This is a genomic window from Ensifer sp. Root142 (assembly GCF_001426785.1).
GTDB lineage: Bacteria > Pseudomonadota > Alphaproteobacteria > Rhizobiales > Rhizobiaceae > Ensifer > Ensifer canadensis.
Genome location: NZ_LMFK01000048.1, coordinates 274,605 through 290,126 on the forward strand (window position 1 = coordinate 274,605; position 15,522 = coordinate 290,126).

Below are 15,522 nucleotides of genomic sequence, written 5' to 3' on the forward strand. Positions count from 1 at the left end.
CTTCGGTAGGACGCGAACTCTCCCTGATTTTGATGAAAGGAGCGTTATCGCTGCCCGGTTCGCCCGTCCCGGAGGCGGCAAAGGCGTGGCCAAAATCGGCTTCGCCATTTGCGCATCGCCGCCGCATCTCCTATATGAAACGCGACATGGATGCCCGCTCCCCGCATCCCGAGATCCCAGAGGTTCCCATGACCGAAACATCCCCGCAGAAGCCGATTCCCGTCACCGTGCTCACCGGATATCTCGGCGCCGGCAAGACGACGCTGTTGAACCGCATCCTCAGCGAGAACCACGGGCGCAAATACGCCGTCATCGTCAACGAATTCGGCGAGATCGGCATCGACAACGACCTGATCGTCGAATCCGACGAGGAAATCTACGAGATGAACAACGGCTGCGTCTGCTGCACCGTGCGCGGCGACCTGATCCGCGTGGTGGAAGGCCTGATGCGCCGGCCCGGTCGCTTCGATGCGATCATCGTGGAAACCACCGGTCTTGCCGATCCGGTTCCGGTCGCCCAGACCTTCTTCATGGACGACGATGTGCGCGCCAAGACCGAGCTTGATGCCGTCGTCGCGCTGGTAGACGCCAAGCACCTGCCGCTCCGGCTGAAGGACAGCCGCGAGGCCGAAGACCAGATCGCCTTTGCCGACGTCGTGCTCCTCAACAAGACCGACCTCGTCAGCCCGGAAGAGCTGGAGCGGATCGAGGCGACGGTTCGCGTCATAAATCCGTCGGCCCGCATCTACAGAACGCAGCGCTCCGAGATCGACCTCACCAAGGTTCTCGACCAGGGCGCGTTCAACCTTGAGAGAGCGCTGGAAAACGACCCGCATTTCCTCGACCAGGACGATCACGAGCACGATCACACCTGCGGCCCGGATTGCGGCCACGATCACCACGATCATCATGACCATGATCATCACCACCATCATGATCACGACCATCACCACCATGACCACGCCCCCTCGCCGATCCATGATGTGACGGTGCAATCGATCTCGCTGCGCGGCGGCGAGATGAACGCTGATCGCTTCTTCCCCTGGATCCAGAAGATCACCCAGACGGACGGCCCGAACATCCTGCGCCTGAAGGGCATCATCGCCTTTGCCGGCGACGCCGAGCGTTATGTCGTGCAGGGCGTGCACATGATCATCGAGGGCGACCATCAGCGTGCCTGGAAGGAAGGCGAAAAGCGCGAAAGCCGCCTGGTCTTCATCGGCCGCGACCTCGACCGCGAAAAGCTGGAGCGCACGTTCAAGGCCTGCGAAGCTTCAGCCTGATTCCGGAAGCCGCGATGCGGCTCTAAGATCAAATTAAGGAGAGCATGGCGTCGGTCCTTTTCGGCATCATGCTCCAACAGCATGCCGAACCAGGGGACCATGACAATCTGATGCCGACAGTCGCTCCGCTCGATCTCGAAGGCCACGTCGTTGGCGTGGCCTTTCTCAAGGGCATACCTTTCTTCGCCGAAGCCACCGGCGCCATCCACCGCCTCGACCACGGCCACAAGACGACGGAAGTCCACGAGGGCCTGCTGTCTCTGGTTCTCGACGAGGCGAACGAAACGCTTCTGACCGGCGGCGAGGACGGCAAGGTGATGCGCACGGCTGCCGACGGCACCGCGACGCTGGTTGCCGAAGCGCCGCGCAAGTGGATCGCCCAAGTCGCAGCCGGCCCGCAGGGCGCCGTCGGCTATGCCTATGGCAAGACCACCCATGTGCGGCTGGCCGACGGCACGACGAAAGAATTTGCCGAGGAGCGCACGGTCGAGGGCGTCGCCTTTGCGCCGAAGGGCTTGCGTGTTGCCGCCGCCCGCTACAACGGCGTGTCGATGCACTGGGTCGCGACCGCGGGCCAGCCGATTGATCTCGACTGGAAGGGCGCCCATACCGGCGTCACCTTCTCGCCCGACGGCCGTTTCCTCGTGACCACGATGCAGGAAAATGCCCTGCACGGCTGGAAGCTCGACGCAAAGCCCGGCGGCGAGGCACGCCACATGCGCATGACCGGCTACCCGGCCAAGGTGAAGTCGCTCTCCTGGTCCGCGAAGGGCAAGTGGCTCGCATCTTCGGGCGCGCCGGCCGCCATCGTCTGGCCCTTCCAGGGCAAAGACGGACCGATGGGCAAGGCGCCGCTGGAACTCGGCACCCGCGCCGACATCATGGTGACTTCCGTCGCCTGTCATCCGGCCGAAGACATCGTCGCCATCGGCTATCAGGACGGCATGATCCTCGCCGCCCGTTTCGCCGACAGCAAGGAAGTGCTGTTGCGCCGTCCCGGCAAGGGTGCGGTCACCGCCATGGCCTGGAGCAAGGACGGGCGCCAGCTCGTTTTCGGCTCGGCCGAGGGCGACTGCGGCATCGTCGATATCGCCGGATAACATTCGCTCGACGCTCTTCGACGGCGTTAGCGCAGTTGCCCCTCACCCTAACCCTCTCCCCGCAAGCGGGGCGAGGGGACGTGGCATACGCTCTGTCAAAGAATGCCGAAATATCTGGCCGGACGAAACCGCGCCACGAGTCCCTTCTCCCCGCCTGCGGGGAGAAGGTCGCGGCAGCGGGATGAGGGGCCGCCAAATCGCTCATGACAGCGATCCACAAACAATCAGATTTTCACCACTGCCGCGGTCACGTACATGAAGGCGACGCCGGCAACGAGCCCGCTCATGACGGGCGGCGTCAGGAGGACCTCGATCCGCTTTCCGCTCTGGCGCATCAGGTAAGCGCTGACCTCGACGATCACCTGCAGGATCGCGCCGGCCCCGATCGCCAGCGCCAGCGCCGACCATTGCGCCGACGTTGCCAGGCTGCCGAGCCACATGCCGATCACCGCCGGCCCGCCGGCAAGCAGCGTCAGGCCGACAAAGACCCATAGCGAGGGCCGCTGTTTCAGGATCGGCGCGGCGATGCCGATGCCTTCGGTCACATTGTGCAGGGCGAAGCCGAGCACCAGGAAGGTACCGAGCCCGGCCGATCCTGCGGCAAAGGCAGCACCGATAGCCAGCCCCTCGCCGAGATTGTGCAGCCCGATGCCAAGCGCGATATAGGTGGAAAGCGCCAGCCCGGTCGGCACGCCGCCGCGCCGGCCGATCGCCATCAGCAACAGGAAGCTGCCAAGCCCCGCAAGCACCACCATGACCGGCCCCTGGAAAATTGCCGCGGCCTGCGACGCCAGTTCCAGGGCTTCCGCACTTGCATCGATCAGCAGGAAGGCGAGCAGGCCGATCGTCAGCGACAATAGAAACGCCATGCCCGCCTGGCCGACGCCACGCAGCAGCGGGTAGAACATCAGGCCGACGGCGACCGGCACGATGCCGACGATGATGCCAACCAGCGCCTGCAGTCGCAATTGACCTGCCGTCGCCTGCGGCGTCGGCACGGCAACGGCAATGTCGTGGGCGAAGGTGGCGCCAGTGTTGGTCACCACCTTCAGCGCATGCGCCTCGCCCAGCATCCATGGGAAGGGCAGGCTCAGCCATGCCGCCTTGCCCCGCGCGATCGGACCAGGCGGATCCTGGGTGAATTGCCAGTAGGCGTCATCCACCTGAACCTGCGCCACCGTCATCGGCTCCGATCCACCGGCGCGAACCAAGAGGCGAAGGCCGCTGTCGTCGAGCACGGTTCGTTCGAAGGTCAGGTTTTCCACCGGCGGCGCGCCGTTGCGAAAGCCCGACAGCGGATCGGCCGACAGGATCCAGGCGACGGCGATGGCCAACGCGATGAGCGGCAGCGCCAGCCAAACCAGATTGGTTTTCGCCGCACGGATAGCGGCCCTCGGCAGGGTTTCGTTCATGCCAGCGCCTCCACGACGTCGAACATGCCGACCCAACCCAGTTCGGTAAACTCGGTCTGGTGCGGATGGAACATGTAGAGGCCGGGTTCATGCTCGGCGAAGGTGAACTCCAGAATGCCGCGCTGTGCCTGGCACTGGGTGATGAGGTCGACAGTTCTAAGCGTCGGCGTCAACGTCGTTCCCTGGTCGTAATAATCGAAGAAGTTCGCGTGCAGATGGAACGAATTGATCGGATCGAACTCGATGACATTGATGAGGTAGATGCGCACCGGCTTGCTTTTCACGATCCGGATGGGCCGCTTCATGAAGGCATGGGCGACGGTGTTGACCGCGTAAAATTCGTTTTCGGCATCGAAGTTGGTGTCGAAGGCGTTCATCACCATCACCAGTTCCTGCCAGCCGGCGTTCTCCGGCGTGCCGATGAGCCGCGAGCGGGCGACGTCGATCTGATCCGGATGGCGCTCCGGGTCCGGGTCGATGACGAAGGCGCCGTACATGCCCTTGTGGATATGCCGACGCAGCGGCATCGCATGGCAATGATAGAGATGGCAGCCGAAAGGCTTGGCGTCGAATTCATAGACGAACTCATCGCCGGGATCGACCATGCCGGCCCCCGGTACGCCATCCATCCGCGCCGCGTGAATGCCGTGAAAGTGGATCGAATGCGGGTGTGAGGCGTAGTTGCGAAAGACGATGCGCAGGCGCTCGCCCTCCTTGGCCCGAAGCGCCGGGCCAGGCACGCGGCCGTTATAGGTCCAGGCCGGAAAGGTGATGCCCGGCGCGATTTCGATGTCGCGATCCTCGGCAGCCATCTCGAAGGTCCGGAGCGTTCGCCCATCCGGCAGTACCGAGACGGTGCCGGTGTCCCAGTCGGTCAGCATGTCGGTCGGATCGAAACCGTTGGCGGTGTTATCGACGTCGCCGACCGTCATCATGGCGCCGTGCCCCATCGCCGGCATCGGTGCCGCCATGCCTTCGGACGCCCGCGCGGCCATCTGGTGGCCGCCACCGTGGGACGCGATCTGCGCCGGCGCCGCGCCGGCGCAGATCGCGGTGCCGCCGGCGGCCGCCAGCCCACCCATCAGCAGGCTGCGCCGTTTCAGCAGATCTTGCCTCACCGAATTGTCCATAGAAGTCGCCCCTCGCCCGATACGGCTCCACGTGTCCGCTCCGGATTGCAGAGGCGATGCCACAAGGCCCGATTTGATCGGCTCGCCTTATTGCGAACCGTTCGCAACTACATTGATAATGCAAATGCAACTCATTCGCAACTAATGATGATGCCAACGGATGCGATGAACGGATTGGTGCATCAGTGGGGTATCGTCGCGCGAAAAGCTACGGTGATTAAGTCCCCGAAGCACTTGGCTTCGGGGAAGTCTGCTGAAAAGCCAACATCCGGCAAGTCGCAACCGTGATGATCGCACGGCAGCAGCAAGGGCCGCTCACCATTCCAGCTCCAACTGTGGGCGGCCGTTGGACGTCTTCTCGATCGTGCGCCCGGTCTCGTCGACCGTCGCGGTCACCCGCTGGCGAAACGCGGAGAAACTCTCGAAGGTAACGACATCGACCGGCTCGTCGAATTTCATCGTCAACCGGTAGCGCCCCGGCTGGGCCGTCAGCGCCTGCACTGAAAGGATTTCGCCTTCGAAGGGCTGACCGAGATAAAGGCCCTTCACCCGCGAGCCGAGCATCCAGGGATTGAACGGCGGCCGATTGCCGGCGGCAGCGTGAAGCGTGTTCCAATCGCGGTAGCCATATTGGGCGGCGACCAGTTCGAGGGAACGGGAGTGGTTGATATTCTCGCCTTCGCAGGATAGCCGCGATCGCAGGCGTTTCGCCTGGTCCTTGAGGGCATCGAGCGATGGTAGCGTGTTTGATCCGCGCATCATGACAGGGTCTCCTGCTGCGGCATGCATTATCAGAGATGGGAGCCCGCATTGCCACCGGTTCGCATGCCGTTTCGGCTGACCGTGTCTGAAAGAAGGGCTTCACCAAAGCATGACGCTCGCGGACGGCAGGGGCCCTTGCCCTCCGCGTCCATTAGGGCCAGCGACCTGAACTGTCAAATCCGGCGTTTTGCCTTGCCGACGAAGAAAAAGAGCGGATAACATGTCTGGGGGTCATCAGCTCATCGTCTCAAGACGAGACGCAGCACCTATTGCGCCTATCTCTACCGCGCAAAACGCAGGCGCTGACGGCATCGCTGCTGCTCGGGCCGGAGAGGAAGCCTCAACTCGAAGTCGATTACCCCCACTCCCTCCAGCGCGAGACCGATCCCGAGAAGGACCATCGCGTCGATCTCGTCGTCGCGCGCTCGGTGGATCTTTCTGAACGCATTCTGGCGGTTGCTCCGACGCCAAAGGTGTGAGACAGATTCGCCCTGCACACCGGAGTGTCCCATGGGCGGTACAACCATCCTCGCATTCGCCTTTGTCGCTTTCATCGGTATCGCCACGCCGGGCCCGACCGTGCTGTTGGCGCTGACCAACGGTTCGCGCTACGGCATCAAGCGTGCGCTTGTGGGCATGATCGGCGCCGTTCTCTCGGATTTCGTGCTGATCGGCGCGGTGGCGCTGGGTCTCGGCGCGCTACTCGCTGCCTCGGAATTCTGGTTTACGGTCGTCAAATGGCTCGGCGCCGCCTATCTCGCCTTTCTCGGCGTCATGCTGTTGCGGTCGAAGGGAACGCTCGATGTCGCCATCGACAAAGGCGCCGCCGACGTCGCGACGCCTGCGATTTTTCTGAAGAGCTTTCTGGTCGCCGTCACCAACCCGAAGGGTTATCTCTTCTTCTCGGCCTTCCTGCCGCAGTTCATTGACCTCGCCTTGCCGCAGGCGCCGCAATACGCAGTACTTGCCTTGGTCTTCGCCGCTGTCGATTTTGCCGTGATGCTCGGTTACGCGCTACTCGGCTCCCAGGCGGCTCGTTTTCTCAAGCATTCCGGGGCCGTCTGGCTCGAGCGTATCTGTGGCGGCGCCCTGCTTGCCCTTGCCGGTTCCCTCGCTTTCTATCGCCGCGCCACAAACTGACATGCTGTTCCGCAAGGCCATTCTCTACCAGATCGCCAAGGGCGACGTGACACTGGCCTTTCGGCGCTGGACCAGGCCAACAGTCAAGGCCGGCGGCAGCCTGCGCACAGCGGCCGGCATATTGTCGATCGACGCGATCGAGACCACCGAGGCCGAAGACATCAGCATAGAGGACGCACGTCGCGCCGGGTTCCCGACGCGTGAGGCATTGCTCGCCGAACTCGACGGCAGGCCCGATGGCACGCTTTACCGCATCGCCTTCCACCGCGCGGGCGACGATCCGCGTCTGTCCTTGCGCGATGACGCGACGCTTGCGAAATCCGACTGGGCCAAGATTGCCGCCAGGCTCGCCCGCTTTGACGAGGCCGCCGGTCAGATCTGGGCCGAAGCGACACTCCGCCTGATTGCTTCGCGCGACGGGATTACCGCCGCCGAGATCGCTGAACAGGTCGGCATGGATAAACTCAAGCTCAAGCCACGCATCCGCAAACTGAAGGAACTAGGGCTGACGGAAAGCCTGACGGTCGGCTATCGGCTGTCGCCGCGCGGACGGTCCTTCCTTAGCCAGGTATGAGCGATGCCAGCCAAGACAAGGGAGAAGACATGATCGGATATACGATGGTCGGAACGACCGATCTCAAACGCGCCGAACGGTTCTACGATCCGCTGATGGCGTTGATCGGTCAGGAGCGCTGCTGGTGCGACGAGCAGGTGGCGTCCTGGGGACGCAAGGATGATGACCGCGCGCCGCGTTTCTTCACCGGCTATCCCTTCGACGGAAATCCCGCCGGCATCGGCAATGGCGCCATGACCGCGTTCCTCGTGCCAAGCGCTGCGATCATCGACCGGCTGTTTGCAACGGCGATGGAACAGGGCGGCAGTGTCGAGGGCGAACCGGGCTTTCGCCCGCAATACGGAGACGGCTTCTACGCCGCCTATGTGCGCGATCCCGATGGCAACAAGCTTGCCTTCGTCTGCTACGACGCGCGACCGTCTGCCACGGAGGCGTGATCTCGGGTTTTTATGACCTGCTCCCCCACCCCTCGCATGAGGCGGATGGGGGAGCAGCGAAAAATCCGCCCCCGCAGGTTGGAGACGGAAAGAGATCAGGCCGCGCGCCTGACCGGCGGCAGCCCCAACTTGCGGCCATTGGCGACGATGAGGCCGGCAGCGCCCTCGAGCCAGGCATCCCGAAGCTCAAGCGCCAGGAAACGGTTGCGCTCGAACGGACCGGGCATGACCAAATGCTGCGTGCGCGCGGCGAAGAAGCCGAAACGCTCGTAATAGGCGGCATCCCCGACCAGCAGGATCGCGCCGTGACCGCGGTTCTTGGCCTCTTCGATCGCTGCACGCATCAGCATGCCGCCGATGCCCTTGCCTTCATGGGCGGGATCGACTGCCAGCGGACCGAGCAGCAGGGCTGGAATGCTGTGGCCTTCGCGGCTGACGCCGGCCTCGACATTCCACAGGCGAACGGTGCCGATCACGTGACCATCGAGATCGCGGGCGACGAAGGCGAGGCCTTCGGCAGGCACGCGGCCGCTGCGCAGCTTTTCCGACGACTTGCGACGCCGCTCCGGCCCCATCGCCCGATCGAGCAGGTTTTCGCGGGCAACGACGTCACCCGGGTTTTCGTTATCGATAACGAATGTGGACGGCGCGAAAAACGCGCGCAGGGCATCAACAACAGCGGCCATCCGGGCCTCCCGTCATCAAAACCGCTTCAGGCGGCATCTAAGGAAATTGTGAAATGGCGCTCCCGCCCGAGGACGGGAGCAAACCGGATCAGATCACGTAGGACTTCAAGGGCTCGAAGCCGTTGAAGGCGACGGCCGAGTAGGTCGTGGTGTAGGCGCCGGTGCCTTCGATCAGAACCTCGTCGCCGATCGAGAGCGTGATCGGCAGCGGATACATGTTCTTCTCGTACAGCACGTCGGCCGAATCGCAGGTCGGGCCGGCAAGCACGCAGGGCTCCATTTCGTCGCCGTCACGGGCCGTGCGGATCGGGTAGCGGATCGCCTCGTCCATGGTTTCGGCGAGACCGCCGAACTTGCCGATGTCGAGGAACACCCAGCGGTGGCTGTCGTTATCAGACTTCTTCGAAACGAGAACGACTTCCGCCTTGATCACGCCGGCGTTGCCGACCATGCCGCGACCCGGCTCGATGATCGTTTCCGGGATGTGGTTGCCGAAGTGCTTCTTCAGCGCGCCGAAGATCGCCTGGCCGTAGGCTTCAGCGGTCGGCACGTCCTTGAGGTACTTCGTCGGGAAGCCACCGCCCATGTTGACCATCTTGAGCTCGATGCCCTGCTTGGCCAGCTGCACAAAGACGCGCTTGGCATCGGCAAGAGCCGAATCCCAGGCGTCGAGCTTCGTCATCTGCGAACCGACATGGAACGAGACGCCGTAGGAAACGAGGCCATGCTGATGGGCGTAGACGAGCACGTCGACAGCCATCTGCGGGACGCAGCCGAACTTGCGCGACAGCGGCCATTCGGCGCCTTCGCCATCGGTCAGGACGCGGCAGAACACGCGGGCACCAGGGGCGGCACGTGCAACCTTCTCGACTTCCTCATGGCTGTCGACGGCAAAGAGCGACACACCGAGAGCGTGCGCGCGGGCAATGTCGCGCTCCTTCTTGATGGTGTTGCCATAGGAAATGCGCTGGGCGGTCGCACCGGCGTCGAGCGCCATTTCGATTTCAGCGACGGACGCGCAATCGAAGGAGGAGCCCATGCCGGCGAGCAGGCGCAGGATTTCCGGCGCCGGGTTTGCCTTGACGGCGTAATAGATCGAGCTGTCCGGCATCGCGTGGCGGAAGGCCTTGAAATTGTTGCGCACGACGTCGAGGTCGACAACGAGGCAAGGGCCGTCGGGTCGTCGGGTGTTGATGAAGTCGATGATGCGTGCCGTGGTCATGGCCTTATTCCCCTGATCCAAAATGCTCCGCTTTCGCGGAGGACAAAGGGCATACGCGCGAATGCTCTGGAACCAGCCGGTGGAGACCCCGGAACCAAGCATGCGCTCGATGCGCGAACGGTGAATCAAAGCCCGCCTAGGCTTCAATTCGGCTTTGTCTGCCATGGATTGGAGGGGATAACCCAACCGCACTTCCGGCAATGAAGGTGTGCCTCTTCAGTAACCCCGGCTGTTGGAGAGCCGGCAGACACCAGAAAGGCCCGCACCGTCGTTGCTTCAAGATGTCCTCGCATTTCCCGGTTGGCCGGAATAGCGACTGGAGGGGTTAGTTCCAGGTACCTTACCGATACCCTCACCTAATCGAGGGTCGGCGGACACCCACAGGCACGTGCGACTTTGGGCAAGGGCGTAGGTAAGAAAAAACCTTGTCGTAATCAAGAGTTTTTTCGCGGCCGCTGTTGAATTTTTTTCGAGACCGGCAACACTGTCAGTGTTCACGTTTACTGAACAATCGACAGCGACGCAGTGACCGCCACAAACGCTTGAAAGAACTGGATTTATTTTAAGACCTCGCCTATCCGGTCGTCAAAATTCGAAGAGCGGACCGAACCGGCCACAAAGACAGCCGCCGAACAGAGAAACGTGAAAGAAGCATTCGCGGCGAATCAAGGCTCCCGCGACCAGGAAAGACGAAGGAAACACCGGCCATGGACACGCTCACCCGCATCCGCGCCTTCATCGATGTCGTGGACGCCGAAGGGTTTTCGGCCGCCGCCCGCCGCGTCGGCAGGTCGAAGGCGCTCTTGTCGAAATATGTGCGCGAGCTTGAGGACGAACTCGGCGCGCTTCTGCTTAACCGCACGACACGTCAATTCTCGATGACGGAAGCCGGCCACACCTATTATCGCACCGCGTCGGAAATCCTGAAGGAAATCGACAATCTCGCCGATCTCGTGCGCGCCAACAATTCCGACCTCAAGGGCCGGCTGCGCATCACCGCGCCCCGCACTTTCGTCGACGCCGAGATCGGCCAGTCGCTGGTCGATTTCGGCAAGCAGCATCCGGAACTGTCGCTGGAGATCGTTTCGGACGACCGCTTCGTCGACCTCGTCGAAGAGGGCTTCGATGTCGCCATCCGTATCACCCGACTTGAGGATTCGACGCTGATCGCGCGCAAGCTCGACGACTTCCAGGTCCTGATCTGTGCCGCTCCGGACTTCGTGGAGAAGGTCGGGCCGATCGCACATCCGACCGACCTTTCGAAGATCCCCTGCATTCTCGACACCAATGGAAAGTCCTATTCCAACTGGCGCTTCATCGAGCCTGACGGTTCCTCCTTCACCGTTCCCGTCAGTGGCCCGATCGAGGTCAACAGTCCGCTTGCCTCGGTGCGCGCTGCCGTCTCCGGCATCGGTGTGGCGCTGGTTCCCGATTTCATTGCACGGCCCAAGGTTGCCACCGGCGAACTCGTCACGCTCTTTGACGATTTCCTGCCCAGGGACCGCGGCATCTATGCGATCTATCCGCACCGCCGCTACCTGCCGGCCAAAGTGCGCACCCTCGTCGACTACCTGCACGCCTGGTTCCGCAAGCCGCATTGACGCGGCAAGGTCCCAAATCCGTCCCATTTCCAGTACATTGCGGGAACGATTCGAAGGCACTGCTGCGCCCTGACTGAAAGGATTGCCGTTTCATGAGAATTAAGCGCCTCGTCGTGGCCGGCCTTGCCATCCTGCTTGCGCCGACTTTGGCCTTTGCCCATCCGCACATCTTCGCCGAGGCCCGCCTGGAAGTGGCCTCCGACGACAAGGGTGAGGTGAGCGAGCTGAGAAATGTCTGGCGTTTCGACGAGCTATTTTCCGCAAGTGTCGTTCTCGACTTCGACAAGAACTCGAACGCCACGCTCGACCCGGACGAACTGGCGGAAGTCGGCCAGACCGTGCTGGAGTCACTGTCGGAGTACAACTACTACACGACGGCCCTGGAAAACGGCAAATCCATCAAGGTCAGCAAACCTGAGCACATCACCGTCGACTACAAGGACGGCCAGTTGCTGATGATCTTCGCGGTCAAGCCGGCCGAGCCGATGCCGCTCAAGGGCAAGCTCTCCTTCGGCGTCTACGACCCGACCATGTACACGGCCATGGATTTCCCGACCGATGACGACCTGACCGTGGTCGGCGACAAGATCGCCGCCTGCGAACACAAGGTCGTCCGCCCTGATCCTGACGAAGTCCTTGCCGAGAACAAGGACACGCTGACCGATGCTTTCTGGAGCGACCCGACCGGCACCGACATGTCGAAGCTCTTTGCAACCAGGATAGAGATCACATGCTGAACACCCGCAGGATCGGCCGCCTGATTGCCGCGACGCTCGTGTTGACCGCTCTGTCGGCCGGCCTTGCCGCGGCGCAATCGCCGCTCGGCATCGGCACTGCCGAACCGTCGTTTCAGACCACCGGCTTTCTCGGCGGCTTCTTTGCCTGGGTGAATGCAGAGCAGCAGGGCTTCTACCGCACGCTGACAGGCTCGCTGAAGGGCATGCGCGAAAACCCCTGGCAGCTCTGGTCGCTGATTGGCCTTTCCTTTGCCTATGGCGTCTTCCATGCCGCCGGCCCCGGCCATGGCAAGGCGGTCATCTCCTCCTACATGATCGCCAACGAGACTGAGCTGAAGCGCGGCGTGCTGCTCTCCTTCATGTCGTCGATCCTGCAGGGGGTCGTCGCCATCCTGCTTGTCGGCGCGGTTTATCTTCTTTTGCGCGGATCCTCGATCAGCATGACTGACGCGACGCGCTCTCTGGAAATTGCCAGCTACGCCCTGATCGCAGCCTTCGGCGGCTGGCTCTTGTTTCGCAAACTGCGCTCGATGATGCGTCCGACGGCTCTCATGGCAACGGCCGGCGGCGGGCATGTTCACGTCGAGCACGAACACGATCATCACGACCATGCCCACCATCGCCATGACCACACGCATCATCACCACGACCATGGCGCCGGCGAAGTCTGCTCCACCTGCGGCCATGCGCATGCGCCGGATCCGTCGATGCTCAAGGGCGATCGCTTCGCCATCAGCGAGGCCTGGTCGGCGATCGTCGCCGTCGGTCTGCGTCCGTGCTCGGGCGCACTGATCGTGCTGTCCTTCGCCTTACTCAACGGCCTTTATCTCGGCGGCATCCTGTCGGTCTTCGCCATGTCGATCGGCACCGCCATCACGGTATCGATCCTGGCGACGCTGGCCGTCACGGCAAAGGGTTTCGCCGTGCGCTACGCGTCAAGCGCCGCATCGGCCGCCCGCGTCTCGAACGGCATCGAGATCGCAGGCGCCCTGCTCGTGATTATCTTGGGACTGGTCTTGCTGGGCGCCGCGCTGCAAGGATAAGGCAGCTATGTGTTCGCCAGGACGTGCGCCGCTTCCGCAAGCCCGCCCCTTTCCCCCACCCCGGGGGAGGTCAACGTACGTCGTGCGTGGAGCCGCCACACGGACACGGTAGATGAATTTCGACACGCTTGAGTTCGAGGAAATCGCCGCCAACCTCGCACGGGCCGGCTGGGCAATCAAATACATCTGGTCCGGTGAAGCCACCGCTTTCAGGCTCTGGCTTTCCGAAACGCACGGGATTGCGGCGACCGACGTTGGAGGCGGCTACTCGTTCTGGGTTGTCGATCACTATTGGGCGCCGCCATCCGGCGCGCGGAATGTCTCTGACGCGTGGTACTCATTCGGCTACCGTCTTGAAGACGACCCAGAGCTAACGCCCGATCAAATCGGCTTCACGCGTGTGCGAAAGAAAAAACGCTATTGAGGAACCAGGCACGCTGTGGACGGGTCTTCCGAGGCAACTCCCTGCACGTCGGCCCCTAGACCTTACCATCACAGCCCGCGCTTGCGCTGATGCCGCGCGCGCAGCCAGAAGATCAGGAAGAAGCCGAGAACGAAGACGACGCCAAAGGCGCCGGCGAGCCACACCGAGATATCGCCAAGCCTCAGCATGATCGACGGTAGCACGAAGAAGCCGACGCCGACGACGGCCAGAATGACGGCCGCGGCGATCGCCGGCGACTTTTCCTTAGGGGCTTGGTTTTCTCTCGTCTTCTCGGGCGCGTTCACGCTCACTCCTTTGGCGCGAGGTCCGCGCGAATATCTTCCAGCCGCCGCTTCTGACGACCATCGGCATCGAAATTATCAGGCGACAGCCAGTTTTCGAATGCGGCATTGAGCAGCGGCCATTCGCTGTCGATCATCGAGAACCAGGCCGTGTCGCGGTTGCCGCCCTTGGATATCATATGCTGGCGGAAAATGCCTTCAAAACTGAAGCCGAGGCGGAGTGCCGTCGTCCGGCTTGGCTCATTCTCGCTGTTGCACTTCCACTCGTAGCGGCGATAGCCGAGATCCTCGAAGACATGCTTGGCCATGAGGTAATGCACCTCGGTCGACAGCGGCGAACGGGCCATCGCCGCACCATGCGCAACGGACCCGACCTCGACGACGCCATTGGCAGGATCGGCGCGCATGTAGTTCGCCATACCGACGACCTTGCCGCTCGCCTTGTCGCGGAACACTTCCGTGACCCAGCCGCCCTTTTCCTGGGCAGTGGTCAGCCAGGTGTCGAAATCGTCGATGCCGCGGAAATCGGCCTGCGCGAAATACTTGAGCAGCGGATTGATGCCCATACCGCCGAGCCCATCCCAGAGGTCCTGCCTGTGCATCGCACGGTCATAGGGTTCAAGCCGGACATAGCGACCCTCGATCGCCACCGGCTTCGGTGCCGGGCATCCCTTCCAGTTGCTCAGATCACGCATCGGCCACCTCTCCGGCTGCAGCAATTCAAAGTGCTATAGCGACCTTTGCGCGTCTGGTAAGACGCGCGGCGCTATCGACTTCGGCATAGGGCAGAGAAGCGGCCGACACAAATTCAAACTGGTGATCAATCCATGAGCGAAATGATCAGGCCGGGACCTTGGCCGACGACACGGTCGCTTCGATATGATCGACCAGCGCATCGGGAAGGCCGAGGCGACCGGCGAGCAGATCGAGATAGCCCCGCTCGGCGCGGCTTTCCGGCTCGATCGTCAGGCGCGACGCGGTATAAACCTCGACGCGCTCTTCCTCGGTCTTCGCAGCGTTGACGATGGCGTCGATATCGACCGGATTGGCCAGCTCGCCCTCGAGGAACGCCGACGCATCGGCCGACAGACCGGACACCGAAAGCTTATCCATGATGTGGCGGCGCTCGACCTCGTCGATATGGCCGTCGGCGCGCGAGGCGGCGATCATGGCGCGCACGAGAATAAGCGCGAAGTCGTGGCTGATCTTTTCCGGCTCGGCGGCAAATCCGGAATCGGTCGGCGGCGGCAAGAGTTCAGGCTGCTTCTGGGCGGTGGGATCGGTGACCGGCGCGTTGCCGGACTGATAGTTCTTGTAGGCCTGATAGCCGAGGCCGGCGATGGCTGCGAGCCCTCCGAGCACGGCCGCATTGCCGGTCAGCTGCCGGCCCGACTTGGTGCCGAGCAGAACGGCGGCGATGGCACCGGTTGCCAGCGGATTGTCCTTGGCGAGTTGCGTAACCTGGCCGGCGCGGTCGCGCACCGAGCCACCCGCTCCCGGCACCTGCGATCCGAGAAACTGGTCCAGCAATTTCTTCGCGTCGAACATGGGGTTTCGCTCCTTGTCGGTTCCAGGCGGATTAAAAACCATGCGGAACAGGGCGCCGCCTGCACCCGCTCCATCAAACCGATTGAGACATAGGAACGTTGCACTGGAAATACAAACTCGC

18 protein-coding genes are annotated in these 15,522 nt (G+C 62.6%); 10 read left to right on the plus strand and 8 right to left on the minus strand.

All coding sequences use genetic code 11. The features are described 5' to 3' along the window. Positions 1-188: 188 nt before the first annotated feature. Complete coding sequence (locus ASD52_RS34845; protein WP_025424875.1) at positions 189-1,283, plus strand: GTP-binding protein; 1,095 nt, start codon at positions 189-191, stop codon at positions 1,281-1,283. A gap of 110 nt (positions 1,284-1,393) precedes the next feature. Further along, complete coding sequence (locus tag ASD52_RS34850; protein ID WP_025424876.1) at positions 1,394-2,383, plus strand: WD40 repeat domain-containing protein; 990 nt, start codon at positions 1,394-1,396, stop codon at positions 2,381-2,383. 224 nt (positions 2,384-2,607) lie between these two features. Here the strand turns inward: ASD52_RS34850 and ASD52_RS34855 are convergent, their stop codons facing one another. The 3 genes from ASD52_RS34855 to ASD52_RS34865 form a co-directional block, all read right to left on the minus strand. Further along, a complete protein-coding gene (locus tag ASD52_RS34855) occupies positions 2,608-3,795 on the minus strand; it encodes a metal transporter (protein WP_025424877.1) in 1,188 nt (395 codons plus the stop codon). Next, entirely contained in the window at positions 3,792-4,925 is a 1,134-nt protein-coding gene (locus ASD52_RS34860) for a multicopper oxidase domain-containing protein (protein ID WP_025424878.1), read from the minus strand. The genes ASD52_RS34855 and ASD52_RS34860 overlap by 4 nt, the downstream gene beginning before the upstream one ends. A gap of 315 nt (positions 4,926-5,240) precedes the next feature. Further along, the gene (locus tag ASD52_RS34865; RefSeq protein WP_082523599.1) at positions 5,241-5,687 is read right to left on the minus strand and encodes a glyoxalase superfamily protein; all 447 of its coding nucleotides are present in this window, start codon (positions 5,685-5,687) and stop codon (positions 5,241-5,243) included. Positions 5,688-5,956: 269 nt separating this feature from the next. Here ASD52_RS34865 and ASD52_RS34870 point away from each other — a divergent pair, with 269 nt between their 5' ends. From ASD52_RS34870 to ASD52_RS34885, 4 genes are read left to right on the plus strand one after another with little or no spacing between them, the layout of a single operon-like run. Then, positions 5,957-6,166 carry a hypothetical protein gene (locus ASD52_RS34870; RefSeq protein WP_038575712.1) on the plus strand — a complete coding sequence of 70 codons (210 nt, stop codon included), beginning with the start codon at positions 5,957-5,959 and terminating at the stop codon, positions 6,164-6,166. Positions 6,167-6,197: 31 nt separating this feature from the next. Then, positions 6,198-6,827, plus strand: a complete 630-nt coding sequence (locus ASD52_RS34875) for a LysE family translocator (protein ID WP_025424881.1) — start codon at positions 6,198-6,200, stop codon at positions 6,825-6,827. A 1-nt stretch (position 6,828) separates the two neighbouring features. Further along, entirely contained in the window at positions 6,829-7,401 is a 573-nt protein-coding gene (locus ASD52_RS34880) for a hypothetical protein (RefSeq protein WP_025424882.1), read from the plus strand. Between the two features lie 29 nt (positions 7,402-7,430). Beyond that, a complete protein-coding gene (locus tag ASD52_RS34885) occupies positions 7,431-7,838 on the plus strand; it encodes a VOC family protein (RefSeq protein ID WP_025424883.1) in 408 nt (135 codons plus the stop codon). A 95-nt stretch (positions 7,839-7,933) separates the two neighbouring features. On the opposite strand, the gene ASD52_RS34890 is transcribed toward ASD52_RS34885, so the two are convergent. Further along, a complete protein-coding gene (locus ASD52_RS34890; protein ID WP_057226591.1) occupies positions 7,934-8,524 on the minus strand; it encodes an N-acetyltransferase in 591 nt (196 codons plus the stop codon). Between the two features lie 88 nt (positions 8,525-8,612). Further along, positions 8,613-9,746, minus strand: coding sequence for an ornithine/lysine decarboxylase (gene odc2, locus ASD52_RS34895; RefSeq protein ID WP_025424885.1), 1,134 nt, complete (start codon positions 9,744-9,746; stop codon positions 8,613-8,615). Between the two features lie 707 nt (positions 9,747-10,453). On the opposite strand from odc2, the gene ASD52_RS34900 reads away from it, so the two are divergent. From ASD52_RS34900 to ASD52_RS34915, 4 genes are all read left to right on the plus strand, one after another. Further along, positions 10,454-11,347, plus strand: a complete 894-nt coding sequence (locus ASD52_RS34900; protein ID WP_025424886.1) for a LysR family transcriptional regulator — start codon at positions 10,454-10,456, stop codon at positions 11,345-11,347. Positions 11,348-11,439: 92 nt separating this feature from the next. Further along, on the plus strand, positions 11,440-12,084 hold the full coding sequence (locus ASD52_RS34905) for a DUF1007 family protein (RefSeq protein WP_025424887.1): 645 nt from the start codon (positions 11,440-11,442) through the stop codon (positions 12,082-12,084). Further along, entirely contained in the window at positions 12,078-13,127 is a 1,050-nt protein-coding gene (locus ASD52_RS34910) for a nickel/cobalt transporter (protein ID WP_025424888.1), read from the plus strand. Before ASD52_RS34905 ends, ASD52_RS34910 begins: the two co-directional genes overlap by 7 nt. Before the next feature lie 112 nt (positions 13,128-13,239). Then, positions 13,240-13,551: a hypothetical protein gene (locus tag ASD52_RS34915; RefSeq protein WP_025424889.1), complete on the plus strand. Its 312-nt coding sequence runs from the start codon at positions 13,240-13,242 to the stop codon at positions 13,549-13,551. A 68-nt stretch (positions 13,552-13,619) separates the two neighbouring features. Here ASD52_RS34915 and ASD52_RS34920 read toward each other — a convergent pair whose 3' ends face one another. The 3 genes from ASD52_RS34920 to ASD52_RS34930 all read right to left on the minus strand — a co-directional run bounded on the left by ASD52_RS34920 (position 13,620) and on the right by ASD52_RS34930 (position 15,401). Continuing rightward, positions 13,620-13,856, minus strand: coding sequence for a hypothetical protein (locus tag ASD52_RS34920; protein WP_057207582.1), 237 nt, complete (start codon positions 13,854-13,856; stop codon positions 13,620-13,622). Between the two features lie 2 nt (positions 13,857-13,858). Further along, on the minus strand, positions 13,859-14,548 hold the full coding sequence (locus tag ASD52_RS34925) for a GNAT family protein (RefSeq protein ID WP_038575716.1): 690 nt from the start codon (positions 14,546-14,548) through the stop codon (positions 13,859-13,861). 145 nt (positions 14,549-14,693) lie between these two features. Further along, positions 14,694-15,401: a tellurite resistance TerB family protein gene (locus ASD52_RS34930; RefSeq protein WP_025424891.1), complete on the minus strand. Its 708-nt coding sequence runs from the start codon at positions 15,399-15,401 to the stop codon at positions 14,694-14,696. Between the last annotated feature and the right edge of the window lie 121 nt (positions 15,402-15,522).

Excerpts from the sequence above, each read along its gene's own strand:
- ASD52_RS34915 (WP_025424889.1), top strand. The coding sequence starts at position 13,240 with ATGAATTTCGACACGCTTGAGTTCGAGGAAATCGCCGCCAACCTCGCA.
- ASD52_RS34875 (WP_025424881.1), top strand. The coding sequence starts at position 6,198 with ATGGGCGGTACAACCATCCTCGCATTCGCCTTTGTCGCTTTCATCGGT.
- ASD52_RS34925 (WP_038575716.1), bottom strand. The coding sequence starts at position 14,548 with ATGCGTGATCTGAGCAACTGGAAGGGATGCCCGGCACCGAAGCCGGTG.
- ASD52_RS34905 (WP_025424887.1), top strand. The coding sequence starts at position 11,440 with ATGAGAATTAAGCGCCTCGTCGTGGCCGGCCTTGCCATCCTGCTTGCG.
- ASD52_RS34855 (WP_025424877.1), bottom strand. The coding sequence starts at position 3,795 with ATGAACGAAACCCTGCCGAGGGCCGCTATCCGTGCGGCGAAAACCAAT.
- ASD52_RS34885 (WP_025424883.1), top strand. The coding sequence starts at position 7,431 with ATGATCGGATATACGATGGTCGGAACGACCGATCTCAAACGCGCCGAA.
- ASD52_RS34880 (WP_025424882.1), top strand. The coding sequence starts at position 6,829 with ATGCTGTTCCGCAAGGCCATTCTCTACCAGATCGCCAAGGGCGACGTG.
- ASD52_RS34850 (WP_025424876.1), top strand. The coding sequence starts at position 1,394 with ATGCCGACAGTCGCTCCGCTCGATCTCGAAGGCCACGTCGTTGGCGTG.
- odc2 (WP_025424885.1), bottom strand. The coding sequence starts at position 9,746 with ATGACCACGGCACGCATCATCGACTTCATCAACACCCGACGACCCGAC.
- ASD52_RS34930 (WP_025424891.1), bottom strand. The coding sequence starts at position 15,401 with ATGTTCGACGCGAAGAAATTGCTGGACCAGTTTCTCGGATCGCAGGTG.
- ASD52_RS34860 (WP_025424878.1), bottom strand. The coding sequence starts at position 4,925 with ATGGACAATTCGGTGAGGCAAGATCTGCTGAAACGGCGCAGCCTGCTG.
- ASD52_RS34910 (WP_025424888.1), top strand. The coding sequence starts at position 12,078 with ATGCTGAACACCCGCAGGATCGGCCGCCTGATTGCCGCGACGCTCGTG.
- ASD52_RS34900 (WP_025424886.1), top strand. The coding sequence starts at position 10,454 with ATGGACACGCTCACCCGCATCCGCGCCTTCATCGATGTCGTGGACGCC.
- ASD52_RS34890 (WP_057226591.1), bottom strand. The coding sequence starts at position 8,524 with ATGGCCGCTGTTGTTGATGCCCTGCGCGCGTTTTTCGCGCCGTCCACA.
- ASD52_RS34865 (WP_082523599.1), bottom strand. The coding sequence starts at position 5,687 with ATGATGCGCGGATCAAACACGCTACCATCGCTCGATGCCCTCAAGGAC.
- ASD52_RS34845 (WP_025424875.1), top strand. The coding sequence starts at position 189 with ATGACCGAAACATCCCCGCAGAAGCCGATTCCCGTCACCGTGCTCACC.